This is a genomic window from Bradyrhizobium manausense, assembly GCF_018129685.1.
In the GTDB taxonomy this organism is placed as follows: Bacteria; Pseudomonadota; Alphaproteobacteria; order Rhizobiales; family Xanthobacteraceae; genus Bradyrhizobium; species Bradyrhizobium manausense_D.
The window spans coordinates 71,938-97,767 of sequence record NZ_JAFCLG010000010.1 but is presented as its reverse complement, the minus strand read 5'-3'; the positions used below and the strand labels follow the sequence as shown (position 1 = coordinate 97,767).

Sequence of the window (25,830 nt, the reverse complement as noted above, 5' to 3'; positions counted from 1 at the left end):
CCGGCGGCGATTGCAGAAGCCAAGGCGGCGCCTCGTTTCCCGGCAGGAATTGGCCTGTCGGTCGCGCCTGCAGGCCGAACCTCTATATCAACCTGTCCGGCTGGGACTGCCCGGTGACCAGCCCTCGATAGCTCCTTTGCGCGCCGTTAAGGCGAACCGATCTCACAAAACGGCATGAGTGACCTGACGCACGTTTCGCGCCATGGTATCGTGCCAAAACTATCCGTGCCCCCTTTCAGGACCGAAAGCTTACGTGAAACGGGATGGGGAGGCGCACGCGACGTCGTTCGATAATGGTTTGAATACTGATTTCATAAACTCAGGGTTGTCGCCACATCGGCCGTCGACCATAATATTCCGGTTCCAACAATGACCGCAGCTCGAAACATGAGTGAGCCAGAGGCACAGGCTGAGATTTCCGGCGGCGCGCCCGGCGGGCAAGACCAGCCGCCGCGCCAGGAGCCGCCGCGTGGCAAGAAGCCCGGCTCGTCTCGGGGCATCGCGATTGGGATTATCGGCGGAATCGTGATCGCCGGAATAGCGGCGGGCGTGGTCGTGCCCAGGATCGCCGGCGACAAGCCGGCGGCTGCAGTTGGTGAGGAATCCACTCTGGAAGTACTTGCTCCAGGCGAAATCAATGCCGCCCTTCCAACGCTCGATCCGGCCACGTCGAAAGCCGCGGTGGATGACGCCAAGAACTGCAAGGTGCCGCTGGCCTGGGTGACGCTGACGCAACGGGTGGGCGGGAATGGCGGCATGGTGCGGATCCGTTCGGGACAATATACGTCGCCGCCGATCAAGCTCACCCCCGTGCCCCAGCGCGTTGCCGTGCCTTATCCCGCGCCTTATCCGACCGGCCGTGGTGTTCTTACCTTGATCGGCGAGGCGGACAAAGTGGGCTTCTATCTGACGCCCGGGGGCGTTCACGACGTCAATGGCGCATATTCCGTCAATGTGCACTGGCAGGTTCGCAATCCGTGCCCATAATGCGCAATTGGATGCAAGCGACGTCGTGATCGGGAATTGCCGGCAATGAAAAACTTCTTCCGCAACCATCCGATGGTCGGCATCTGCGTCGCCATGATTATCGCGGCAATCGCCACCCAATGGATCCTCAATCCAAAATCCGGACCGCTCAGCGCATTGACATGGGCGAATTCGCTGACGATCGGCGCCGTGCTTCTGATCATGATGGCCGGGATCGCCGCGACCTATGTGGCGATGCGGCTCGGCACCGACCCCACGGGATTCGGACTGGTCCCGATCGGGGAGGGCTATACGGCCGGGCGCCGGTTGAACGCGGATGCTCCGGCCGGGACTGTGCGCAACGCCGACGAGGTGCTCGACGAACTCGACCAGATGATCGGTCTCGGCTCCGTCAAGGGGGAGGTCAATAAGCTGCTCGCCGGCATCGAAGTCGAGCGCAAGCGCCGCGAGCAGGGTTTGCCGGTGACGAAGGTCGGCCGGCACATGGTGTTCACCGGGCCGCCGGGCGTCGGCAAGACCGAGATCGCACGTTCGCTCGGGGAGATCTATCGCTCGCTCAAGGTGCTGCGCAAAGGACATGTGGTCGAGGTGCAGCGCGCCGATCTGGTCGCAGGCTATATCGGGCAGACGGCCATCAAGACGATGGAAAAGTGCAAGGAGGCATTGGATGGCATCCTGTTCGTCGACGAAGCCTACACGCTCTCGGTGTCCGAAGGCCGGGACTTCGGCCACGAGGCCATCGCGACGCTGCTCAAATTCATGGAAGACAACCGCGACCGCATCATCGTGATCGTCGCCGGATATCCTAACGAGATGCGGCGCTTCATTGCCGCGAATCCGGGCCTGGCGAGCCGCTTCAGCAGGACCATCGAATTCCCGGCCTATGAGCCGCGAGAGCTCGTCGCGATCATGCGATTGATGGCCGCGCGGCAGCGCGCGCAGTTGCCCGACACGCTGGAGTACAGCCTGATCCCCTGGATCGAATCCCGCTGGAAAAACGAGGGCTGGGGCAACGCGCGCGAGATGCGCAACCTTCTCGACAGGGCGAGCGAAGCCCAGTCGGTCCGCGTGGCCACCGATCTTACCGCCGACATATCGATGATCGAGCTGGTCGACTTCGAAAGCGCAGGCGTGCCTGTGGTGCGAACGCATGTGCCACCGCCGGCGCCTCCGCCGGTGCCGACCATCCCGGCGCCGCCTCCGACCGTCGTTCAAGGTTCGCCACGGTCTTCCGCTCCGCCTGATGATCTGGCGCCGCGCCCCGCGCGCAGGCTGAAGGTCGAGGCGACCGTCCCTCCTGAACGCACGCTCGATCAGGCGCTGGACCGGCTCGAAGAGATGGTCGGGCTGGCGTCGGTCAAGGAGGAGGTGAACAAGCTGATGTCGTCGCTCGAAGTCGAGCGCGTGCGCCGCGAGCAGGGACTCGGCAGTGCGCCCATCAGCCGGCACATGGTGTTCACCGGCCCGCCGGGCGTCGGAAAGACCGAGGTCGCGCGCGCCCTCGGTGAGATCTATCGCTCGCTCAACGTGCTGCGAAAGGGTCATCTGGTCGAGACCGACCGTTCGGGCCTGGTCGCGGGCTATATCGGCCAGACGGCGGCCAAGACGCTCGACAAATGCAAGGAAGCGCTCGATGGCATCCTGTTCATCGACGAGGCCTATTCGCTTGCCCGGCCGGGTCAGGATTACGGCCGGGAGGCGATCGATACGCTGCTCAAATTCATGGAGGACAACAGAGACCGCATCGTCGTGATCGTCGCAGGCTATCCGAACGAGATGCAGGGCTTCATCAATAGCAATCCTGGCCTGGCCAGCCGCTTCACCAAGACGATCGCGTTTCCGGCCTATGCCGCAAACGAGCTCGTCGCCATCCTGCGGGTGATGGCAAAACAACAGAATTTCACACTGCCCGACAATCTCGAGTCCAGCCTCCTGCCGTGGATGAAGGTGGGTATGAAAAGCCGGTCTTGGGGGCAGGCGCGCGAGATGCGAACGCTGCTCGAGCGTTCGCGCGAGGCCCAGGCCACGCGCATCGCGCGCGACCCTTCAGGGGATGTCAATCAAATTGCCATGGCGGACATCGACGCAGCCATCCAGGTTTCCGGATATCGCGAGGTCGAACCGGAGAAGATCAGCGATACCATCGTCAGGATTCCGGAGCTCACGCGCTCGGTCACGCCGCTGTCGGAGGGGACCTCCGCCCTGCAGGCGGCCGTTGTGACCATAAAACTAGAGAACGGCACTGGCAGCGGCTTCTTCATCTCAAAGGATGGATATCTTCTAACCAACCATCATGTGGTCGAAGACAACAAATTTGTAACGATCAAACTAACAACGGGCCGTGAGATGCCCGGCGAGGTGCTGCGTTCGCATAAGGGACGGGACATCGCCCTGGTCAAGGTGAATGAATCGTCCATGAGTGCGCTGGCGCTGCAACTCGACCCGCCTGATGTCGCCGCAGAGGTCTACGCCATAGGTTCGCCGAAAGGCGAGGCACATGCGACGACCATCACCAAAGGCATCGTCAGCGCCTATCGCACGATCGACGGTTTCCAGCACATTCAAAGCGACGCCGCCATCCATGGTGGCAGCAGCGGAGGCGCAATGGTGGACCGGTTCGGCAATGTCGTCGCCGTCAGTGTTTCCGGAATCACCGTTACCGCTGACAAGATGGGCTCCAGCATCAATTTCTTCATTCCCATCGCAGACGCGCTCAAGTTTCTCGCGGTCGAGCTGGTCAAGCAGGACGCGGCATAACCGTCAACGAAGCAATCGGCCCAGAGATGGAACTAGAGCGAGCAAACCGGATGACAGGGATCGGCCGAATGGCGGCCTTGCATGGCGCCTTCTGGCAGTACGATCCCTGGTATCGTCGCGCGTGGTATGTCTGGCCGCAGGCGACGGCAATCCTTTTCGCGGGCTGGCTTCTTGTCGGTCTTCCTCCGGCTGCAGTGCCGCTGGGCACCTGGGCCAAGCCCGCCGATTGCAGCAACGCATTGACCCCGGGCTGCGCGGCCACAAGGCGCGCCGTGTTCACCTGGGACGATGAGGTCGGCAGACCCACGGTCGCCAATCAAATCACCGTCGTCGTCGACCGGTCGGCCTTTCGAAATTCTGCCGCGGACGACCAGCCGAAGCTCGCAGCGGCGCTCGGCGCCTATTATCGCTACGATTGGGCGAAGGCGATCGACATCCTGAAATCGGCGACCGCAAGCGATCCGAACGTTCAGTTCCTCACGGCACTCGCCTGGCTCATACCGAATTCGACCGACCAGGCGCGTAGCGCGGAAGCATTGCTGCGTGAGGCAACTGCAGCGAGACATCGTCAGGCTGGCAGCGTGCTCGGCCGCATCCTCTTCGCAGGTGCTGCCGGCTTGCCGAAGGATGAGACGGCGGGACGGAAGTTGATCGATGACGCGGTAGCGGCCGGCGAGCCGTACGCGATACGGCTGGCCGCCGCCGGATATGTCAGCGGCGAATTTGGCGGCACGTACGATACGGTCAAGGCAGTCGATCTGTTGCGCAAGGCGGCGGATGCCGGCGAACTCGTCGCCATGGCGCAACTTGCATTCTGCATCGACACCGGGCGGGGCGGGCTTGCCCGCGATAATGCGAAGACGCTCGACTATTTGCGACGCGCGGCGGATGCGGGCTTTGAAGCAGCACAATTCACGCTCGCGCGGTGGCTCAGAGACCGATATTTCGATCGGGAAAGCACGGATCTGTCGGAATCGATCAAGTGGTTCGAGCGGTCCTATCGCCAGGGGCACTCCGTCTTCGCTCTCGCCGAACTCGCCAATGTGCAAAGATTCGCGCGGGACGCGCCGTGGTTCGATACCAAGCGCTCGTTTGAGTTGTTCCAGGCTTGTACGCCCTACAGAAATGCCTACTGCCATTATTGGATCGCGCGTGCCTACCACGATGGGGCCGGAACACCGCGAGACTATACCAGGGCCTACGCACACTACACGGTCGCGAAGGAGCTCCGGTGGCAAGATTCAGGCAACAACCTCCAGAGACTCGAAGACTTCCTCCAGCCTGACATCAAGACCAGCGCAGCGGAGCTGGCGAAGAGCATTTCGGCGGGCCTCAAGCCGGTGCCGCGCCCGCTCAGAATAGAAACGGCGGAGACTGAGACCGCGGCGGGCCTCTCTCCGTGGCCGGACGCTGTGCCGCGACCGGCATCACCTTGATCATTTAGAGCGTTATGAGATCAAGTCCGGTCGGCAGTTCACCTCTCCCTACGGGAGAGGTAATCCGAGTCCGGGGCTCGCAGCGATTCAACCAAACGTCATCCCACGCTAGCGAACCACGTTTCCGGCTCGTAATGATTCATGCGGCTATGCCTGGCCGCGCGTTATCAGTCTGCAACCTGGTATCAGCTACTTCCCTTCCAGCGTATTGACGGGCGTCCAGTCCGCCGGCGGCGAATTTGCCGCCAAGGCTCGCGCGCGCCTGGCAAAATACCGGCACGGCGGATCGTCGCCGGCGGCGCTTTCGAACAGCTCGGCGGCTTGCGCGAAGTCGCGTGCGCGCCAGCATGCCAGGCCACGGGCGTAGGTCGCCGCGCGAATGCCTTGCTCCTGCGTCTCCTTGTTTTTCTCGGCCAGCGGCTCGTAGACCCTGATCGGCTCGTCGCGCCCCTGGACCCTGACCGTGTCCAGCTCGCGCCAGGTGTAGGCGCCGCGGCTCTGGCTCACCGTCATTTCCGAGGCCATGATCGTCGTGCCAAAATATTTATTGGCGCCTTCGAGCCGTGAGGCCAGGTTCACGGTGTCGCTCATGACCGTATAGTTGAAGCGCCGGTGCGAGCCGATATTGCCGACGACGGCCTCGCCGCTGTTCAGCCCGATGCGGTGGGCGAGGCCGCGCCCTCGGAACGCGGGATGGCTGTCGTTGAGCTCCGCGAGCCGGTCGCGGCATTGCAGCGCGGCGGCGACCGCGTGCTGCGCGTGATGCGGATCATCGGCCGGCGCACCGAACATCGCGACGACGGAATCGCCGATATATTTATCGACATAGCCGCCATGGCTTTCGATGATGTCGGTCATGGCGGAGAGATAGTCGTTCATCAAGGCGACCAGCTCGGTCGGCGTCATCTTCTCGGCGATCGAGGAGAAGCCGGCCAGGTCCGAGAAGAACATGGTGATGTTGCGCATCTCGCCGCCGAGCGCCGGCATCTTGCCGGAGGCGACCATGCTCTCGATCACCTCGGGCGCGAGATAGAATGCAAAACTCTTGCGCAGGAAGCGTTCCTCGCGGTCGGCGATCACGAAGCGGTAGCCGATCATCATGGCGAGCGCCGCAAGACCCGCGAGCACGGGCTCGGTCAATGGCAGGGCGACGGCATGGGCAAATGTGCCGACGGCGACAGCGGCGTAGGCGACGGTGAGCCCAAGCCAGGCGATCGCAGCGCCAGTGGGCGCCAGCAGGCAAGCGGCAGCGGCGATGATCGCTGCGAACAGAAGCGTCAGCATCAGCCGCAGCGGAGAGCTGATCTCGGTGACGGCATCATGCTCGAGCAGGTTTCGGACCACGGTCGCATGGACGAAGACGCCGGCGATCTGGCTGAGCGCCTTCTGCTCGGCGTTCGCAGGCGCGGGCAGGGCGCATCGTGCGCCCGGTGTTCCGTCATATCCGCGGGCCAGATGCATCGAGCTGAGCTTGCGGTCCTCGAAATTGAGGATGCTACCGAGCAGCACGATCTTGCCGTCGAAGGCGCGGCGGAAGAAGGCGGTGTCTCCCTTCTCGACGCAGGCGCGCAGGTCGGCGAAGGAATACGCCGGGATGTCGCGGCCCATGCCGCGGAAGTTGAGCGTGAGCGTGTTGGGAACCGCGCTCGGGACCGCATAGCCGGACAGGCTCGTCACGCCGGTCGGTCCGGTCTCAGGCCTGGCGCCGAGCGCGCGGGCTGCGAGCTCGACGGCCATTGCGGGCACCGGCTGGCCTTCGATGGGAAAACTCAGCGGCATCCGCCGTATCACGTCGTCGGGGTCGGTGTAGACATTGAGGGCGCGGATGTTGCCTTTCACCATCAGCTGCTGCGCACGATCGGGCCTGTCCGGATGGTCGTTGCTGAGAATCTCGCCCAGCACGAGCTTGCCGCTGTCGGAGAGACGCCTGAGCGCGATCAGATAGTCTCGGTCAAATCCCTTGACGTGATTGCCGAATGACGCATCGCCAAAGGGAATTTCCGACTGCTCGATCGAGCTCGGAAAGATGACGTCGAATCCGATGACCTTGGCGCCGCCCTCGGCAATGCTGCCGAGCACCCGAGCGATCTCGCGCGTCCAGGTCTGCGTCGGCGATCCCTTGAACGGCGGGGTGTCGTAGGTCTCCCCATCGATGGCGACCACGACGACCGGCGATGTCGCGGGATCGCGGTGGTCGCCAATCAGCGTCCAGCGCAAGGCCGTGAGAATGTCGAGCGAGAGTCCTTGCAGGCGTTCGAGCGGTGGCGACGTGAAGGCGGCGCCCGCAATGAGCGCAATCACGGTCGCTGCAACGATGTCCCGCCTGCCGATCCGCCGCATCGTTGCTGTTGCTATCAGTCTATTCGAACCGTAGCAGACGGCCGACAATCGGCGTCGGCGACGCTGTCGCGCTGGCGTCGACCTGGAAGGTGTAGCGCTTGGTGCCGAGTTTCGCGAGATAGCTGCCGCCCGGGGTCAGCGACTTGCCGGCTTTCGAGAGATCGAAGAACTTTCCGGCGACCATGATGTCGCTCTTGAGCGGCAGGCTGATCGCGGGCTCCTTGCCGTCGGTGCGTTCGATCACCAGCGTGCTGCCGCTCTTGGCCTGGATCAACGGCGCGGTGCCGTAGATCGTCGGAAGTTTCGCCGGGGCGCTGCCAGCATCGGATCGCATGGTGCGGAACGTCGTCGCCGCGCTCTGGTTCGCTTCGCGTTCGGAGAGCTGCGCCGCGTTGGCATCGCACGGCACCTTGACGCGCTGGACGTTGCCGAGCTGCACGGTGCTCTGCTCGGCGCCGACCAGCACGACGCCCTCGGTGATGGTCTCGCGCACGCAGGACTTCAGATAACTGAGCGTGATGCCAGCCTTGGGGCCGAGCTTGATGATCTTGCCGGGCGCCACATAGTCCATGAATTCGATGCCGTCGACCTTGCCCCGCACATCCTCGACGATTGCGGCCGGGGTTTCCGCGATGGCGGGGGCCGTGAGGCAAAACACGCCGACGAGGGCGCCGATCAGGCTTCTCATGACTCTCTCTTCCAGTTCGAAACGATATCCGGCTGATCCACGTCCGGGCCTAAGCCTAGCAGGGGATGAACCACCCAAGTGTGATCAGAATCACTCTTGGTATTGGTGCACCCTAGCAGGAACAGGTTCAAACCCGTGATGACAGAATAGGGCGCCTCGGCCAAACCTTGACGGTCCGCGCGAGGTCAGACCGCTGCCGCGGTGTCGGGCGTGCGATCCTGGTCAAGGCGGCTCCCAGTCGCTCCCAATATGATAAAGGGTGCAAGGATGGGGTCCGATTTCTGCAACGGCGGCGCAGCTTGCCCGGCGGCGATCGCCACCACTTCTTCCCAGCGCGAGAGGAAGGCCTCGACACAGGCCGGGTCGAATTGCCGCCCCTGGTTCTGCCGCAGATAGTCGCGCGCCATGTCCAACGGCATCGGCTCTTTATATGGGCGCCGCGTCGTCAGGGCGTCGAAGACGTCGGCGACCGCGACCACCCGCGCAGCGACCGGGATCTCGTCGGCGTTAAGGCCGTTCGGATAGCCCCCGCCGTCCCAGCGCTCGTGATGGCCTGCGGCAATCTGCGCACCGAGCTGGATCAGCTCACAGCTGGAGTCGGCCAGGATCTTCTCGCCGATCGCGGCATGGGTGCGGATGACGGCCATCTCCTGGTCGGTCAGTCTGCCGGGCTTGAGCAGGATATTGTCGGGAATGGCGACCTTGCCGACGTCGTGCAGCGGCGCGGCGAGGTAGATGTCGCGGCAAAGCCGGGGAGGCAGGCCGAGCTGCTCGGCGATGATGCGGCTGTAGCGGGCGACCCTTAGCGCGTGCTCGCCGGTGTCGTTGTCGCGATATTCGACCGCGAGGGCGAGCCGCAGGATGATCTCCTCCTCGCGTTCGCCGAGCTTGCGCGTTGTGGCCGCGACTTCGCTCGCCAGATGCGCGGCCCGATCGTTGAGCTTGCGTACGGCTGCACCAAGCTGAACCAAATTCCGCAGACGCACCGTCATCTCGAGACTTTGCGGTGCCTTCGGCAGGAAATCGGTTGCACCTGCCTGCAGCGCTTCCATCTTGATGTCGTCGGTCTGCCGCGATGTGATCATCGCGATCGGGATGTCGACGCAGCCCGGCAGCGTACGAAGCGTGCGGATGAAGCTGATGCCGTCCATGTGCGGCATTTCGTAGTCGACCAGCACCAAATCGAACACGCGCTCGCGCGCGCAGGCCAGCGCCTCGACCGGATCGAGGAAGGTTGTGGCCTCGACGAGGCCCTCCGCTTCGATATGACGTTTCAGGAAGTTGAGGACAGAGCGGCTGTCGTCAACCAGAAGCGCTTGGGTCAGCATCGGCGGCCGGACTGATGGCGAGGCATGACCCCAACGAATAGCCCGGGTGATTTAACGCCGAGCAAACATTCATGCCGCGGCAGACTGCCTCAACGTTGCGCGCATCGCATGAGATTTGAGCGGCTCATGCACGCTTGTGTGCATACGCGAACTCTTGGGGAATGTGACCCGTAGTTGTACGGGGCACCCCGTTAGGAGTTTGCATACTCTCGGACGCGGATAGTCATCGCGCGGGATTCGCGCGATGCGTGCAATGCATCCCGAAGAATTTGGGGGACGAATGTCGTCTGATATGACCGAGCCGAAGTGGTCCCTGCGGCTGCCCGCTGATTGCAGCATTGCTGCGATCCGCAGTGTGTACGACCTGATCCGCGAAGCGTTCGGCCGGCAGGACCGGCTCGAGATCGATTGCTCCAGCGTCGACAAAGCCGACGTGACCTCGATCCAGCTGCTGCTGTCGGCTGCCAAGACCGGCGATGCCCAGGGCCGCCCCGTGGTCCTGACCTCTTTTTCCCAGTCTCTGCGCAACACCCTTCGCCGCGCCGGCTTCGCCAGCGAGGCGATGATCGATCAGCACTTCCCGCAAAGGAAAGATGGCGTCTAATGGCCACGATTCTCACGGTCGACGACTCTCCCAGCATCCGGCAGATGATCAAGGTCGTGCTCGAGCCGGCCGGTCACAGCGTGATCGAGGCCGGTGACGGCGCGCAAGGGCTCGCCAAGGCGCAGGCCGGCAAGCTCGACCTCGTCATCACCGATCTCAATATGCCGGTCATGAACGGGCTGGAGCTGATCAAGGCGCTGCGCAAATTGCCGAGCGCGGTCGGCATGCCCATCGTGTTCCTGACCACCGAGTCCAACGACGCGGTGAAGCAGGAAGCCAAGAGCGCCGGCGCCACGGGGTGGATCACCAAGCCGTTCAAGCCCGAGCAACTGCTCGCCGTCGTCGCAAAGCTGGTGCGCGCATGAGTGCGATGGACCCGACCGAGGTTTTCCGCCAGGAAGCCAGCGAGCTGTTCGAGGTCCTGGAAGGGGCGCTGCTCGACCTCGGCCAGCGTCCGGACGACCGCGAACTGGTCGATTCCGCCTTCCGCGCGCTGCACACGATCAAGGGATCGGGTGCGATGTTCGGCTTCGACAAGGTCGCGTCCTTCACCCACGAATTCGAGACCGCGTTCGACCGCGTCCGCAAGGGCGAGATCAAGCCGACCCAGGAGCTGATTTCGGTCGCGCTCGCCGCCAAGGATTACATTCGTGCGCTGATCGAGGATCCGCAGTCGACCGACGATATCATCGGCGAAGCCATCCTCGACGACCTCAAGCGCTTCGTGTCGTCGGATCGGCCCGCCGCTGGCGTCGCCGAGATCGTCGAAGCGCCGCCGCTCGCGCCGGTCCACAGCAAGCAGGCCGGCTGGCACCTCTATCTGGAATTCGAATCCCACATCCTCCGTAACGGATCGAACCCGCTCGATCTGCTCGACGATCTCTGCAAGCTCGGTCCCTGCTTCGTCGTTCCCGTGACCGACGGCATCCCGTTCCTCGACGAGATGGATCCGGAAGACTGCTACCTGAAATGGGACGTCAAGCTGCACGCCGCCTGCGACAAGGCTGCGATCGACGACGTCTTCATGTTCGTCTCGGACGAGATGAAGCTGACGCTCTCGCCGCTGGAGCAGGTCGAAGCGCCCGCGCCTGCGCCGCTGTTCCAGCTCCTCGACGAGGAGCCGGCCCCCGTCGTCGAGATGCCCACGCCGGTGGTTGAGGTTGTTGCCGCGCCGGTCGCCGTAGAGCCTGCCGCAAAAGCGGAGCCGAAACCGGCCGTAAAGCCCGAAGCGAAACTCGAATCCAAGCCCGAAGCGAAGGCCGAAGCCAAGCGCGACGATCGCGGCATCGCCACGGTTCGCGTGCAGGCCGAGCGCCTCGACGAGCTGATGGACCGCGTCGGCGAGCTCGTCATCGCCCAGGCGCGGCTGACCCAGCTTGCGGCCTCCGGTTCCGACCTCTCGATCAAGATGATCGCCGAGGAGATCGAGCGTCTCGCCTCATCCTTACGCGACACCACGATGGGCGCGCGCATGGTGCCGATCGGCTCGCTGTTCGGCCGCTTCCGCCGCCTGATCCACGATCTGTCGCGCGACCTGTCGAAGCCGGTCGAGTTCGTCACGACGGGCGAGGATACCGAGCTCGACAAGACCATGATCGAGTGCCTGGCCGATCCGCTGGTGCATTTGATCCGCAACGCCATTGACCACGGCATCGAAGACACCGCGACCCGCATGGCCAACGGCAAGACCGAGCAGGGCCGGATCGAGCTCGCGGCCGTGCATTCCGGCGCTCAGGTGCTCGTCACCGTGAAGGACAATGGCGGCGGCCTCAACACCGCCCGCATCCGCGCGAAAGCCGAAGAGCAGGGCTTGATCGCCGCCGGCGCCGTGCTGACCGATCACGAGATCCACCAGTTCCTGTTCCATCCGGGCTTCTCGACCGCGCAGACCATTTCGGCGCTGTCTGGCCGCGGTGTCGGCATGGACGTGGTCAAGCGCACCATCGAGAATATGCGCGGTTCGATCGACCTGTCGACCCGGTCGGGCGAGGGCACCACTGTAACCCTGCGCCTACCGCTGACGCTCGCGATCATCGAAGGACTGCTCATCCGCGTCGGCGAGGGTCGCTACATCATTCCGCTGTCGGCGGTGGAGGAATGCATCGAGCTGACCGCCGAGGATGAACGTTCCCGTGGGCGCAACTTCCTCAACGTGCGCGGCAAGCTCGTGCCGTTCCTCAAGCTGCGCGAGATCATGACCGCATCGGGCACGCCCGACCGGCACCAGAAGACGATCATCATCTCGACTGGCGAGACTCACGTTGGCCTCGTCGTCGACCAGATCATCGGCAACCACCAGACCGTCATCAAGTCGCTCTCCAAGCTGCATTCGGACGTCACCATCTTCTCTGGTGCGACCATCCTGGGCGACGGCACGGCGGCGCTGATCCTCGACGTTGCGCAGCTCGTCGCGCTGGCGCAGTCGAAGGTCGAGAAACAGCATATCAGCGAGGCGGCGTGATGATCCAGGCAGCTGAACATCAGGCCCGCGCGATGCAGGTCATCATGATCGGCCTCGGCGAGGAGAAATTCGCGCTCGACGCCGGCCTCGTGCGCGAGATCATCGATCCCGTGCCGGTGACCAGGGTGGCGGGGGCGAGGGCTTTCGTTCCCAGCGTGATCAATGTGCGCGGCAACGTCATTCCGCTTGCGGATCTGCGCATCCGCTTCGGCATGCCGCAGCTCGAAAATTCCGCGGATACCCGGATCGTGGTGATCGAGATCGAGCTCGACAACGAGCCGGTGCTCGTCGGCGTCACCGCCGACAAGGTCTACGAAGTCACGGAAATCTCGCAGACCGACGTGCAGCAGACGCCGCGCGTCGGCATGCATTGGAAGCCGGAGTTCATTCGCTTCATCGCGAAATGGCGTGAAGAGTTCGTCATTGTTCCCAACATGGAACGCATTCTGAATTGAAACGAGGTCTCGGGGCGAGATCGGGTAGGGGCTGAAGATGAGATTTACGGTCAAGGCAAAGCTTGCCAGTGCATTCGGTCTGGTCATCGTCCTGTCGATGGTCGCGGGCGGCGTCGCCTACATGAAGCTCGGCGACATGATGGCGACGGCCGACAGCATGGTCCTGCGCGCCAAGCGCATGGAAAAGGCGATGGAGGTCGAGAAGGACATTCTCATCCAGCTTCGCGCGGAAAAGAACGCCATCATCGGCAACGAGAGCGAAATCGAGCAGGCCGCGGCCGATGCCGCCAAGCGACGCGAATCCGCCCTCAAGACCAAGGACGAGGTCTACGCATTGGCAAGCGAAGCCGGCAAGAAGCTGCTCGACGGCTTCGCGGTGGCCTTTGCCAAGATGAACGCATACCAGGAAGAGACGATCCGGCTCGCAAAGACGGACAAGGCGAAAGCGACCGAGCGCTCGATGAATGAGGGCCGCAAGATAGTCAACGAAGCGCTCGATTCGATGGGCGCCTATGTCGAGAACACGAAGAAGCAGATGGCCGAGCAGGCGGTCGGATCGAAGGAGGAAGGGCATCAGGCGCAGTTCCTGCTACTGACCCTTCTCGGCATCTCGCTGATGGTGGCGATTGCCGCCGCCCTGTGGATTTCGATCTCGATCAGCCGTTCGCTCGGTCGCGCGGTCGGTCTGGCCGGCGCGGTCGCCGATGGCGATCTCAGCCAGATCATTCCTTCGGCGAGCAACGACGAGATCGGCGATCTCACCAAATCGCTCAACGTGATGGTCGAGAAGCTGCGGCAGATCGTCCAGGAGGCGCTCACCGCCGCCCAGAACGTTTCTGCCGGCAGCCAGGAGCTCTCCGCGAGCGCCGAGCAGCTCTCGCAGGGCGCGACCGAGCAGGCCTCGTCCGCCGAGGAGGCCTCCTCTTCGATGGAAGAGATGGCCTCGAACGTGAAGCAGAACGCCGACAACGCCAACCAGACCGAGAAGATCGCGGCGCAATCGGCCAAGGATGCAGAAGCCAGCGGCATCGCCGTCGGCCGTGCCGTCGAAGCAATGCAGACCATTGCCGAGAAGATCACCATCGTGCAGGAGATCGCCCGCCAGACCGATCTGCTTGCCCTGAACGCAGCCGTCGAAGCGGCCCGTGCCGGTGAACATGGCAAGGGGTTTGCGGTGGTCGCCTCCGAAGTTCGCAAGTTGGCCGAACGCAGTCAGGCGGCCGCTGCCGACATCGGCACGTTGTCGAGCGAGACCGTCAAGGTGGCGCAGCAAGCCGGCGACATGCTGTCGAAGCTCGTGCCCGACATCAAGAAGACCGCCGAACTGGTCCAGGAGATCACCGCCGCCTGCCGCGAGCAGGATGTCGGCTCCTCGCAGATCAACCAGGCGATCCAGCAGCTCGACAAGGTCGGCCAGCAGAATGCCAGCGCCTCCGAGCAGGTATCATCGACCTCGGAGGAGCTTGCGTCCCAGGCCGAGCAGCTGCAGGCGACCATCTCCTTCTTCCGGATCGATGAGGGCGCGCGTGGCGCGAGCGCCGCGTCCGCGCCGATCGACCGCGCGGTGAGCCAGCTTCGCAGCAAGGCCGGGCAGATGCAGGCCGCGGACCGCGGACCGAAGAAGCCCGTGCCCGTTCGCAAGCCCGCGCGCGCGGCAAAGGTTGCCAATGGCGGTGGCTTTGCTTTCGACATGCATGACGGCGAAGACGACCGCGATGCCGAGTTTCAGCGCTGACATCTAGAACCATCTGATCCTGGAATTTAGCAATGGCCGCAACCTCGCAATATCTGACGCTCGGGCTCGCCGGCGAGACGTTCGGCATCTCGATCCGCAACGTGCGGGAAATCCTGGACATGCGGCCGATCTCGCGGCTTCCGCACGCGCCGAATTTCCTGCTCGGCATGATCGACGTGCGCGGCGCCGGCTATCCGATCGTGGATCTCCGCACCAAGCTCGGCCTGCCGGCCGTGGCCGCCACCGAGGCAACCCGGATCATCATCCTCGACGTGCCGATGAAGGACCGCCTGGTCGGCGTCGGCTTCGTCGCCGACTGCGTGTTCGAGGTTACCGACATCGACGAGCAGGCGATCGAGCCGATCCCCGAGGTGGGGGGCAAATGGCAATCCGACTATGCCGCAGGTATCGGCCGCAAGGGCGAGAAATTCGTCGTGATCTTCGATCTCGCCAAGCTTATGGCGAATGATGAGCTACCGGGCGAGGCGCCTCGCGCCGCCTGAATCTTGAATTTTGTGCAGCAAGCGTACGCAACTCCAATCCAGAACGACGAGAACAACCATGCGATTCACCGTCAAAGCCAAGCTTGCCAGCGCCTTCGGCGTCGTCATCCTACTGTCCATGATCGCCGGTGCGGTCGGATATCTGAAGCTGTCGGACATGGTCACCACCACCGAGGTGCTGGTTGGTCGTGCGGGTCGCATGGAGAAGGCCGCCGAACTCAAGGAAGGCGTGCTCTTCTTGGTGCGAGCCGAGAAGAACTCGATCCTGGCGGCGACCGATGCCGAATATGACCAGTTCGTCGCGGATATCGTCAAGAACCGCGAAGCGCTGACCAAGTCCAAGGACGAGATCGCCGCGGCCGCCAGCGAAAGTGGCAAGAAGTTGATGGAGAATTTCTCCGTCGCGTTCACCAAGCTGAACGCCTATCAGGACGAGACGGTGAGGCTTGCAAAGACCGACAAGCCGAAGGCGTTGGACCGCTCCATGCATGACGGCCGCAAGGTGGTTGCGGATGCGCTCGAGGCGGCTGACGGCTACATCAAGAACGTCAAGAAGAACATGGCCGAACAAGCCGAGCAGGCTCAGCAGGACGGCTCTCGCGCCGAGATGATGCTGATGAGCCTGGTGATTGCTTCACTGTTGATCGCGGTCGTCGCCGCGACCTGGATCGCGCTGAACATCAGCCGCGCGCTGGCGCAGGCAGTCGGTCTTGCCGATGCCGTTGCGATCGGCGATCTCAGCAAGAAGATCGAGTCCTCCAGCAACGACGAGATCGGCGATCTCATCAAGTCGCTGAGCGCGATGACGGTGAACCTGAATGCGACCGCGGCTGTCGCCAACCAGATTGCGCAGGGCGACCTCACCGTCGAGGCCAAGCCATTATCGGACAAGGATACGCTCGGTCTTGCGCTCGAACGTATGGTCGAAAAGCTCCGTCAGATCGTGTCGGAAGCCTTGACCGCAGCGCAGAACGTCTCCGCCGGCAGCCAGGAGCTCTCGGCCAGTGCCGAGCAGCTCTCGCAGGGTGCAACGGAGCAGGCCTCGTCCGCCGAGGAAGCGTCTTCCTCCATGGAAGAGATGGCCTCGAATGTGAAGCAGAACGCCGACAACGCCAACCAGACCGAAAAGATCGCGGCGCAGTCCGCCAAGGACGCCGAGGCCAGCGGCGCCGCCGTCGGCCGCGCCGTCGACGCGATGCAGACCATTGCCGAGAAGATCACCATCGTGCAGGAGATCGCGCGCCAGACCGATCTGCTCGCGCTCAACGCCGCGGTCGAAGCCGCGCGCGCCGGTGAGCACGGCAAGGGTTTTGCCGTCGTCGCCTCCGAAGTGCGAAAGCTTGCCGAGCGTAGCCAGGCGGCGGCGGCCGAGATCGGCACGCTGTCGGTCGAGACCGTCAAGGTCGCGCAGGAAGCCGGCTCGATGCTCGCCAAGCTCGTGCCTGACATCAAGAAGACCGCAGAACTGGTCGAGGAAATCACCGCGGCCTGCCGTGAGCAGGACGTCGGTTCGGCCCAGATCAACCAGGCGATCCAGCAGCTCGACAAGGTTGGCCAGCAGAATGCCAGCGCTTCCGAGCAGGTGTCGTCCACTTCGGAAGAGCTGGCCTCACAGGCCGAGCAGCTCCAGTCGACGATCGCCTATTTCCGCATCGACCACGGCGCTAAGAGCCAAGCGCCGGCGCCGATCGATCGGGCGGTCACGCAGCTCCGCGCCAAGGCCGCTCACATGGCAGCGGTCGAGCGTCCCGCCAAGAAAGCGTCGGTCAAGCCGGCGCGGGCGATGAAGGCCGCTGGCGGCGGCGGTTTCGCTTTCGACATGAACGACGGTGAGGATGATCGGGACGCCGATTTTCAGCGCTGAGGGGTTTCCGGGGGGCAGGTCGGCCCTGAGCTCGGCCGGCCTTCTTCTGTTGTTGCGTAGCTGAGTAGGATTCCAGATGGCTCCGATCGCCCGATATTCATTGCATGCGGGCCTTCGGGGCCGGGGCTGGCGGCCATGATGCCCGCCATCCAGGATACGGCCGTGCATCTGTCCGACCGACATTTCCGGACAATTGCCGAGCTGATCGAAGGTCAGGTCGGCATCAAGCTGCCGCAGGGCAAGCGGCTGATGCTGGAGGGGCGCCTGCACAAGCGTGTGCGCGCACTTAATTTCTCCGGCCTGAACGAATATGTCGACAACCTGTTCGAGGCCGAGCATTTCGACACGGAGCTCACCCATCTGATCGATGTGGTGACGACCAACAAGACCGACTTTTTCCGCGAGCCACAGCATTTCACCTTCATGCGAGAGATCGCCGTCCCGGCGCTGCTCAAGTCGCACGGCCGCAGAGGCGCGAATCTGAAAGTCTGGAGCTCGGCGAGCTCGACCGGCATGGAGGCCTATACCGTGGCCATGGTGCTGGACGACATGACGCGGAACGGTTCGCGGTTTCAGTATCGCGTTCTCGGAACCGACATTTCGACGGCGGTGCTGCGCCTCGCCAGGACCGCGATCTATACCCGCGACGTGCTCGCGCCGGTGCCGGAGCCGTTCGTAAAACGGTATTTCCTGTCCTCGCGCGACAAATCGCGCGGCGAGGTGCGGGTGGTGCCGGAACTGCGGCGCATGACATACTTCATGCGGATGAACCTGATGGATCCGTCCTATCCCGTCGATCGCGACGTCGACATGATCTTCTGCCGCAATGTGCTGATCTATTTCGACAAGCCGACGCAGCGAAAGGTCGTCGAGCAGCTGTGCAGTCATCTGCGGCCTGGAGGATATTTGCTGGTCGGGCATTCCGAGTCGATGGTTCACAGTACCGTTCCGGGGCTGAAGCAGGTTCAGCCGACCATTTTTCAAGTCTGAGCGGGAGCACATTCAACATGCCGAGGGAGAAAGTTCGCGTCTTGATCGTGGACGATTCGGCGTCGGTGCGCCAAATCCTCCAGACCATCCTCAATGACGACCCCGACATCGAGGTGATGGCGACGGCATCCGATCCGTTCGTTGCGGCACGGCGCCTCCAGGACGAAATCCCAGATGTCATGATCCTCGACCTCGAGATGCCGCGCATGGACGGCATGACATTCCTTCGCAAGATCATGGCGCAGCGTCCGATCCCGGTGATCATCTGCTCCTCGCTGACCGAGGAGGGTTCGCACGTGATGTTCGAGGCGTTCGAGGCCGGCGCCGTCGATATCGTGCCCAAGCCGAAGATCGACACGCGGCAGGCGTTGCTCGAGTGCTCGACGCGCCTGCGGGAATCCGTCAAGTCGGCGGCGCGTGCGCGCGTGCGGCCACGCTCGGAACGGCGGGTGATCGAGAAGAAGCTCACGGCTGATGCCATCATCCCTCCGCCGGTGCAGGGCAAGGTTCGGCCGACGACGGAGCGCATCGTCTGCATTGGTGCATCGACGGGCGGGACCGAAGCGCTCAACGACGTGCTCGAAATGCTGCCGGCGAACTGCCCGCCCATCCTGATCGTCCAGCATATGCCGGCGGGTTTCACCGCGGCCTTCGCCAAGCGGCTGGATGGCGTTTGCCCTATCCGGGTCAAGGAGGCTGAGGACGGCGAGCCGGTGCTGCCGGGTTGGGCTTATATCGCGCCGGGCGCGCGCCATATGCTGCTTCAGCGCATCGGCCTGCGCTATCAGGTCGCGATCAAGGACGGACCGCCGGTGTCGCGGCATCGTCCCTCGGTCGACGTGCTGTTTCGCTCGGCCGCCCAGCATGCCGGCGCCAACGCACTCGGTGTCATCATGACCGGCATGGGCGATGACGGCGCGCGCGGTATGCTGGAGATGCGCAAGCTCGGCGCCTCGACCCGGGCGCAGGACGAAGAAAGCTGCGTGGTGTTCGGCATGCCCAAGGAAGCCATTGCCCATGGCGGGGTGGAGAAGGTGGTCTCGTTGACCCAGATCCCGCGCGAGATCATGCAATGGTATCAGGCCGGACACCCCGCGGTGGCGGGCTGATCGCGATGTCTGCAAGCCCGGCCAGCAATTTGACGGATGCGGTTGCAGCGGTCGAGGACGTCTCGTCGCGCATCGAGGACGTATTTGCGCGCGTCGGTCACGAACTCGGCCGCGGTCACATCGTCTTCAAGGACCTGAATTGCGGGCTCGCATCCCTGTCCGGAGAACTCTCTGGTGCCGAGATCGAGGGCGCGGCGACGGCACTACAGGAGATTGCGGCTCGACTGAGCGAGCTGGCGCGCGCGCTCCCTGCCGAGAGCGCGCTGCTTGCGATGATTGGCAAGAGCACGACCGAGGCGTCCGCGTTGATCAAGCCGTTGTTCAAGCATATCGGGATGATCACCATCATCGCGCGCAGTGCCCGGATCGAGGCGGCATCGCTCGACGGCGATCGCGAGGGCTTTCTCGCTTTCACGCAGGAGGCTTACGACCTCGGCAAAGCGGTGCAGGGCTTGATCGAAGGCTGCGCGCGGGACCAGCAGCGCCTGTCGGAGGCGGTCGCGACTGCGTCCGGCCGGCAGAAGGAATTCGAGAGGACTTACGGCGGCCAATTGGTCGCTGAAAGCACCGAACTCGGTGCGGCCTATTCCGGCCTGCGCGAGCAGCGCAGCAAGAGCAGCCATCTCGCCGATCTCGCAAGCGGCAGCACGCGGAAGATCGCCGAAGCGGTGGGTGGCGCGATCATATCTTTGCAGGCCGGCGACAGCACGCGGCAGCGTCTCGAACATGTCTGTCACGGTTTGCGCGTTTCGTCCGGTCTGGAGCCGAGCCTCGTGCCGCATGTCGTGAGTGACGATGGCGCCCATGCGATCCGCCGGCTGCAGGCGGCCCAGCTGAGGGACGCCCAGCGCGAGTTCAGCGGCGACATCAGTCAGATCATACGCGCGCTGACGGAGATCCTGAACGACGCAGGTGGCGTTGTCGGTCACGGCCGGTCGCTGTTCGGCGGCGAGAACGGATCCTCCTCCTCGTTCCTCACCCGCATCAAGCAGACGCTGGCCCAGGCCTCGACCCTGATTGCGACCTGCGAGGGCGCCGGGCGCTCGGTCGACGAGGCTCTGGCGGTCGTCGAGGATACGCTGGCGAAATTCCGTCAGGCTATTGCGGGCCTTGCTGAAGCCACGGTCGACATCACGCTGATCGGCATGAATGCGGGCCTCAAGGCGAGCCATCTCGGGAGCCGCGGCAGCGCCTTCGTCGTCATTGCCAATGAGCTCAAGGCGACCTCTGACCAGGTCTCGGCGGGCGCCGCGCGCTTGCGGCCGGTGCTCGACGGTATCGAGACATCCGCCAACGCGTTGAAGGAGCTCCGCGTCCAGGGTGATCCCACCCAGCTGGCCAAGCTCGAGCCGCAGATCCTCCAGGCGCTGCGTGAGGTCGAAACTGGCAACGAACGTCTCGGCAAGCTGATGAGCCGGCTCGTTGACGAGGGCGCCGAGTTCGAGAGCCTGATGAATTCGGCGCAAGGCTTGATGAGATCGCTCGGCGAGTCGTCCGCAACGCTGCCCACCGTCGCTACGCGGCTCGAGACGGCAAGCTCGGGCACGCATCGCGTGCTGCGGCAGGACGAGGCGCTGCTCGACGATCTCTTCGCGCGCTACACGATGGAGCGCGAGCGCGACGTTCACCGTGAAATGTTGCAAGCCCTCGGGCTCTCGTCGAGCGCCGCCTCCCGGCGGTCTGAGCCGAGCGAGCCTGCGGACGACGGCATAGAACTGTTCTGAGTTGCTGCCGGCGTGGCGAGGCCCCCGGCAAAATTTTAAGAATCGACTTTGCATGGCGTTAACCGTGGTGAAATACGCGTCGCGACGGTCATTGTCGCGCCCCAGAGTTGGTCGCAAATAGCTTTGAATTTTGCGACGGATGCATTTCATGCTGAGAGACGGCAAATACGCTGCCTGGTTCAGGACCCCGCGTGGGCAGGGCACGGGCCTTGTCGATCTGGTTGATGGACAGATCGCCGGCCGTGACAACTTCTTCACCTATGGCGGCACCTACGAACTCGAACAGCAGCGCTTCACTGCCGTCCTGACCGTGAAACGCCACGCCGATGGTGGCCCGGGCCTGTTCGGCCCGGACCAGGTCGTGGTCGATCTGGTCGGCGTATGCAACGGTGCGGTGGCAACATGTTCGGGGTCGGCGAGAGAGGTCCCCGAGATCAAGTTCGAGTGCACGCTGATCTACAGCCAGGAAGATACGCCGGTGGCCGAGGCCAAATGTGCGGTCGTGCAACTCAATGCCGACAAATTGCCCAAGGGGCTCGATCACCGCTCGCGGCCGCGGCCTCCGTCCGGACCTGCCAGACCCCCTGCATCTTAGCCTTGCGTTGACGCTATTGCGGTGAAAGGGCGACGCGCGGGCCCGACGCAACAAAGCTTTAGACATCAGGACCTAGTCTGCGGCCAGACAAGAGCGGTGGAATTAAGATGCCTCAGATCTGGATGACTTATGACGAACTCGGCGCGCTTTGCGACTGCAGCAGCAGCGAGGCAAGGCTGCGAGCCATTCACCTGTCGCTCGACCGTAAAAAAAGCAGGGATGGCGCAACGCGGGTGAAGCTGGACCTGGCGCTGACGGCCAAATTCTTCGCGTCGGTCCGGCAGTCGGATTATGATCTCGATAGCGCCATCGAGGCGCTTCAAGCCACCCACCGGCAGATGGCCGAACTCCTGACGCCGAACGAGGTCTATCACAGGCGCGGAGTGGCTTAGGCCGCGATTGTGCCCGCTTGGCAGTCCATTTGCCGTTCGCGTGAGACCGGCTCCTGCGGGGGAGGCCGAGCTTCCCGCGAAAGTTGTTCCGAATCAGGCATAACTTTCGCATCCGGAATTTCCGGCTGCGGCCGGTGTTCCATCCGGGTCGGGCCTTGGAGCCCGCAGGGAGGGCTGCCATGACGAAAGCCAAATATCGGGTCTGCGCGACACTCTTGGGAATGGCGACGCTGTCCGGGCTGCCGATCGTGACGGCCGTGACGGCAAATGCAGAGATGGTGAAACTGCAGGCCGATCTCAAAGGCGACAATGAAGTGCCGCCAAACAACTCATCGGGGTCGGGCAAGGCAGAAGCGACCTTTGACACCGATACGAAAACCCTGACCTATATGATCACCTTCGCTGGCCTGACTGGACCTGCAATGGGGGCCCATTTCCATGGTCCCAGCGAAGCCGGCAAGAACGCCGGCATCGTGCTGCCGTTCAAGACGGTGCAAAGCCCGATCCAGGGCACAGCCACGCTCACCGAAAATCAGGCAGCGGATCTGCTGGCTGGAAAATGGTACGCGAACATCCACACCGCCCTCAATCCCGGTGGTGAGTTGCGTGGGCAGATGGTGAAGTAGCGGGCGGAGGCCAATTGAGACGCCGCTATTTCGTCGCAGTTCCCGGCCGTGCGCTGATCGGCTGCCACCCCCGCCACTGACGTCAGGGTGCGCAGCTGCTTTTGTGTCGCCAACAGCTGCCTATTGTTGACGGCCGATTCCCATTTCTTTCTGCAACTGGGGTGAGAGACCCATTGCCCCTTCGGTGCGTCCCTGGCCGGTACCCACGTTCCGAGATGATGGGGTGGAGGAGGCGGTTCCAGCGGATGGGCCTGTCGACGTAGTGGCCGGGCTGGACGAGTTGGTCCCGGCATAGCCGCTGCGTACACCGCTTGAGTAAGTGCCTTGCGCAGCTGCTGTGAAGGCTGTGCCCAAGGTCGTGCCTACGAACAGTGTGAAAGCCAGAAGCAGATGACGATTGCCGGCCATGATTTTTGAAATCCTTTGATGCGGACTTCAATTGTGGACCAGGCGTGGCTGTTTGCCAACCTGCGTCTTGCAAGAGGTCGAGGCGGAAGCTTCGGCGATGAGATGGCCTAGTCTAGGATGGCGGCCGGGGCAGGAACGCGAGGATTGTCTGAGCGAGAAGCACGCCCACGGTTCCGCCTGCTGCCTTTTGCAGCACATCCAGCACGGCCGGATCGCGATCGGGCGTCAACGCCTGCAGCATCTCGAGCCCAATTGCAACCGACACCACGAGGCAGCATGCCAGGCCAAACCGTCCAGGCAGCAGAAATGAAAAAAGAACACCCAGCAAACAATATGCGCTGAACCGCTCGACAACCACGACCCAGTAAGCCTCGGAGTGGCCGATGAGTACCGGCCTGCCCGCCAGCTTTGCCAGCGTGGCGTAGATGATCAGGGCGAGGCAGAGGCCCGTCGCAGCGAAAAGTGGGTTTCGGAACATGCCGGCAGCATAACCCAATTTCGGCGGGGCGGGCCCAGAACCCTTCGCTATCGTTAAAAGCCATGCGCCCCGGCCGACAGGGACACTAAGTCACGCTGATATGTCAGCCGCCGCGGCGGGCACCTGCCGCGACCCTCGGCATTTGAGCGACATTCCCGCCACGTGGACGCGTCAGGAACTCTGGAGGTTGTGATGAATTTTGCGATGGCTTGGGCGGACGAACATAAGGCTCCCATTTGAGATATTTCGTGCGACGTCGACGTGAAACTGCGGCGCGCGTTCCGTATCCAGCGGCGAACGACACCGCGATGACGAGCGTGACAATCAGGATACCGAGCATAAGGAATCAACCAGAGAGAGTATTCTCTCGTCTGATATCGCAGTTGCGCAACATTCATAAGGCAGCTTTGCGGACTTCCGGTGACTGCTGATCACATGAAATTGCCTGCAGCTCCCGGAACTTTCTTGTTCTCGCCACGCCTTGATTTGTGACAACTCGTCGCGCGCTGCTCAAAAGGCAATTCGCTTCAAACGACGTCGACGCATTCGCGAGCGAAGTTCGCGAACGCCGTAGCCTGCGGCAAATCCCGCCGCAAAAATAGCCAACAAGATCAGCAGTGCGAGCATGGCGCATGCGAAGCATTTGCCGTGCCATCTTCGCTCAAGTCTTCTAGGCGACGAGTTCGACGTTCTCTGTCACAGCCGGCGAAGGATCGGTACTTTCTCGCTCGAGCAACTCGGCGAACTTTCTGAAGGGCAGGGGGGCTGCCACGAGATAGCCCTGCCCCTCCTCCACGCCGCACGAGATCAGCGCGTGGACCTGTTCCTCGGTCTCGATTCCCTCGGCCACGACGGTCATATGGAAATCTCTGGCGAGAGCCACCAGCATTTCCACGATCGTCGTGGTCGAGGCGTCCACCGTGATCGTGTCGACGAAGAACTTGTCGATCTTGATCGTGTTTGCGCCCAATCCTTTCAACCGCGACAGCCCGCTGTGTCCAACGCCGACGTCGTCGATGGCGACGCGGAACCCGTATTCGCGCAGCTCGCTCACTACTTTCGCCGCGCGCGCGAGGTCATCGAGCTCGCCGCGCTCCGTAACCTCGACCACGATCTGCCGGGCGGAAACCCTGGCCGTGCTGACGGTGGCACGCAACGTATCGACGAAGCCTGGGCCCAAAAGGTGCTTTGGCACGACATTGAACGACAGCTTGAAGTTCTTGTCGGCCTTGAGATGCGGCTGGAGATCGGTCAACGCGCGGCTGAGCAGCTGCCAGGTCATGGCTTCGATCCGTCCGCTGGACTCCGCCAGGGGAATGAAGTTCATCGGCGGGACGACGGATCCGTCCTCGCGCAGCCAGCGCACCAGGATCTCGCAGCCCGTGATCTGGCGGGTCCGCAAATCGAAGATCGGTTGGAAATACGGCCTGAACTCACCACGCGCGAGCGCACGGTCAAGATCGGCGACGGGGCCCTCCATGCGCCGGGTCTTCGACAGGAGGAAGCCGAACAGCGCGCCGAGAGCGAGCGCGACGGCCATCGCGGGAAAGTAGGCTTCGCTGTTCCATGTCGACAGAACCGTCTTGTCGATGCGGATATTGGTACGCAGCGGATAGCGCGCTGAGTCCCGCTCGAAATCGACCGGATGGGCGAATGCCCTGTCCATGTCTGGCATGAACGCGCCGAGCTGTGCGCCGTTCTGGAGTGCCAGAAATACCCCTCCATGTACGCGCAACTCGGCCGGCATGACGTCGAACAGGCTGGAATTGATACCGAGGATGGCAACCAACGCCTTGTTGTCGCCGATGTCCCTGAGCACGCCGAGCGCGTCACCGCCGAACTGTTCGACGCGGAACAGCATCAGCTTCGAATCGCGCGAGGCAAGCATGTCGGCGCGGTCGACCCAGCCCTTGTCGAATTCGAGCGTTTCGGAATAGGCCGAGCAGATCACCGAGCCGTCCGCGTTGACGAGGCGCACGTCCTTCACGGCGGAGCGCTGATAGACGTGGAGGCGGATCGCCTGGAGCGAGGCTGGATCGCAGGTGGCGAGCCCGCGTCCCGCCAGATCGTCGAGGCTCGCGGCGGCAAAGTCGACAGCGAATTCGGAGCGGCGCAGCACCACCTCGGTGAGCGCGTCGAGCTGGCGCACCTGCTGATCGTGAATGAAGCGCGCCGCGGCGAAGTGACCTGCAATACCGAACGCAGCCGCGCCCGCAAGCACGAGCGCCATCAATGAGAGTTTCGGCCGTGCTGCTTTCATTCGGCCCGTGCGGGTCAAAGAAGGATGGCCCTGATACTAGGCTTTGGGGCGCTAAGATAAGGTTTATGCGGGTCCGCGGCATTGCCCACC

21 protein-coding genes are annotated in these 25,830 nt (G+C 63.2%); 16 read left to right on the top strand and 5 right to left on the bottom strand.

The window, feature by feature from the left end; translation table 11 throughout:
• The first annotated feature begins 387 nt into the window (after positions 1-387).
• The 3 genes from JQ621_RS22920 to JQ621_RS22910 all read left to right on the top strand — a co-directional run bounded on the left by JQ621_RS22920 (position 388) and on the right by JQ621_RS22910 (position 5,180).
• Entirely contained in the window at positions 388-987 is a 600-nt protein-coding gene (locus JQ621_RS22920; RefSeq protein ID WP_212236945.1) for a hypothetical protein, read from the top strand.
• 45 nt (positions 988-1,032) lie between these two features.
• Positions 1,033-3,744 carry an AAA family ATPase gene (locus tag JQ621_RS22915; protein WP_212236944.1) on the top strand — a complete coding sequence of 904 codons (2,712 nt, stop codon included), beginning with the start codon at positions 1,033-1,035 and terminating at the stop codon, positions 3,742-3,744.
• 68 nt (positions 3,745-3,812) lie between these two features.
• Entirely contained in the window at positions 3,813-5,180 is a 1,368-nt protein-coding gene (locus JQ621_RS22910) for a tetratricopeptide repeat protein (RefSeq protein ID WP_212236943.1), read from the top strand.
• 189 nt (positions 5,181-5,369) lie between these two features.
• Here JQ621_RS22910 and JQ621_RS22905 read toward each other — a convergent pair whose 3' ends face one another.
• From JQ621_RS22905 to JQ621_RS22895, 3 genes are all read right to left on the bottom strand, one after another.
• Positions 5,370-7,520 (bottom strand): adenylate/guanylate cyclase domain-containing protein, encoded by a 2,151-nt coding sequence (locus JQ621_RS22905; protein ID WP_212236942.1) that lies wholly within the window; start codon positions 7,518-7,520, stop codon positions 5,370-5,372.
• Between the two features lie 19 nt (positions 7,521-7,539).
• Positions 7,540-8,208, bottom strand: coding sequence for a hypothetical protein (locus JQ621_RS22900; protein WP_212236941.1), 669 nt, complete (start codon positions 8,206-8,208; stop codon positions 7,540-7,542).
• Positions 8,209-8,393: 185 nt separating this feature from the next.
• Entirely contained in the window at positions 8,394-9,536 is a 1,143-nt protein-coding gene (locus tag JQ621_RS22895; RefSeq protein ID WP_212236940.1) for an HD domain-containing phosphohydrolase, read from the bottom strand.
• A 280-nt stretch (positions 9,537-9,816) separates the two neighbouring features.
• Here JQ621_RS22895 and JQ621_RS22890 point away from each other — a divergent pair, with 280 nt between their 5' ends.
• The 13 genes from JQ621_RS22890 to JQ621_RS22830 all read left to right on the top strand — a co-directional run bounded on the left by JQ621_RS22890 (position 9,817) and on the right by JQ621_RS22830 (position 22,594).
• The gene (locus tag JQ621_RS22890; protein ID WP_212237185.1) at positions 9,817-10,140 is read left to right on the top strand and encodes an STAS domain-containing protein; all 324 of its coding nucleotides are present in this window, start codon (positions 9,817-9,819) and stop codon (positions 10,138-10,140) included.
• Entirely contained in the window at positions 10,140-10,505 is a 366-nt protein-coding gene (locus JQ621_RS22885) for a response regulator (protein WP_194477495.1), read from the top strand. The genes JQ621_RS22890 and JQ621_RS22885 overlap by 1 nt, the downstream gene beginning before the upstream one ends.
• Complete coding sequence (locus JQ621_RS22880) at positions 10,502-12,601, top strand: chemotaxis protein CheA (protein ID WP_212236939.1); 2,100 nt, start codon at positions 10,502-10,504, stop codon at positions 12,599-12,601. Before JQ621_RS22885 ends, JQ621_RS22880 begins: the two co-directional genes overlap by 4 nt.
• Positions 12,601-13,056, top strand: coding sequence for a chemotaxis protein CheW (locus JQ621_RS22875; RefSeq protein ID WP_212236938.1), 456 nt, complete (start codon positions 12,601-12,603; stop codon positions 13,054-13,056). Before JQ621_RS22880 ends, JQ621_RS22875 begins: the two co-directional genes overlap by 1 nt.
• A 37-nt stretch (positions 13,057-13,093) precedes the next feature.
• Positions 13,094-14,791 carry a methyl-accepting chemotaxis protein gene (locus JQ621_RS22870; protein ID WP_212236937.1) on the top strand — a complete coding sequence of 566 codons (1,698 nt, stop codon included), beginning with the start codon at positions 13,094-13,096 and terminating at the stop codon, positions 14,789-14,791.
• Between the two features lie 32 nt (positions 14,792-14,823).
• Positions 14,824-15,294: a chemotaxis protein CheW gene (locus JQ621_RS22865; RefSeq protein ID WP_212236936.1), complete on the top strand. Its 471-nt coding sequence runs from the start codon at positions 14,824-14,826 to the stop codon at positions 15,292-15,294.
• A gap of 58 nt (positions 15,295-15,352) precedes the next feature.
• On the top strand, positions 15,353-17,158 hold the full coding sequence (locus tag JQ621_RS22860; RefSeq protein WP_212236935.1) for a methyl-accepting chemotaxis protein: 1,806 nt from the start codon (positions 15,353-15,355) through the stop codon (positions 17,156-17,158).
• Between the two features lie 135 nt (positions 17,159-17,293).
• A complete protein-coding gene (locus JQ621_RS22855) occupies positions 17,294-18,148 on the top strand; it encodes a CheR family methyltransferase (RefSeq protein WP_212236934.1) in 855 nt (284 codons plus the stop codon).
• Positions 18,149-18,165: 17 nt separating this feature from the next.
• Positions 18,166-19,257 carry a protein-glutamate methylesterase/protein-glutamine glutaminase gene (locus tag JQ621_RS22850; RefSeq protein WP_212236933.1) on the top strand — a complete coding sequence of 364 codons (1,092 nt, stop codon included), beginning with the start codon at positions 18,166-18,168 and terminating at the stop codon, positions 19,255-19,257.
• Positions 19,258-19,262: 5 nt separating this feature from the next.
• The gene (locus JQ621_RS22845) at positions 19,263-20,981 is read left to right on the top strand and encodes a chemotaxis protein (RefSeq protein ID WP_212237183.1); all 1,719 of its coding nucleotides are present in this window, start codon (positions 19,263-19,265) and stop codon (positions 20,979-20,981) included.
• A 148-nt stretch (positions 20,982-21,129) separates the two neighbouring features.
• The gene (locus tag JQ621_RS22840; protein WP_212236932.1) at positions 21,130-21,576 is read left to right on the top strand and encodes a hypothetical protein; all 447 of its coding nucleotides are present in this window, start codon (positions 21,130-21,132) and stop codon (positions 21,574-21,576) included.
• Positions 21,577-21,683: 107 nt separating this feature from the next.
• Entirely contained in the window at positions 21,684-21,968 is a 285-nt protein-coding gene (locus JQ621_RS22835; protein WP_212236931.1) for a hypothetical protein, read from the top strand.
• Positions 21,969-22,147: 179 nt separating this feature from the next.
• Positions 22,148-22,594 (top strand): CHRD domain-containing protein, encoded by a 447-nt coding sequence (locus JQ621_RS22830; protein WP_212236930.1) that lies wholly within the window; start codon positions 22,148-22,150, stop codon positions 22,592-22,594.
• Between the two features lie 520 nt (positions 22,595-23,114).
• Here JQ621_RS22830 and JQ621_RS22825 read toward each other — a convergent pair.
• Positions 23,115-23,480: a VanZ family protein gene (locus JQ621_RS22825; protein WP_212236929.1), complete on the bottom strand. Its 366-nt coding sequence runs from the start codon at positions 23,478-23,480 to the stop codon at positions 23,115-23,117.
• A gap of 670 nt (positions 23,481-24,150) precedes the next feature.
• Entirely contained in the window at positions 24,151-25,740 is a 1,590-nt protein-coding gene (locus JQ621_RS22820; protein ID WP_212236928.1) for an EAL domain-containing protein, read from the bottom strand.
• Between the last annotated feature and the right edge of the window lie 90 nt (positions 25,741-25,830).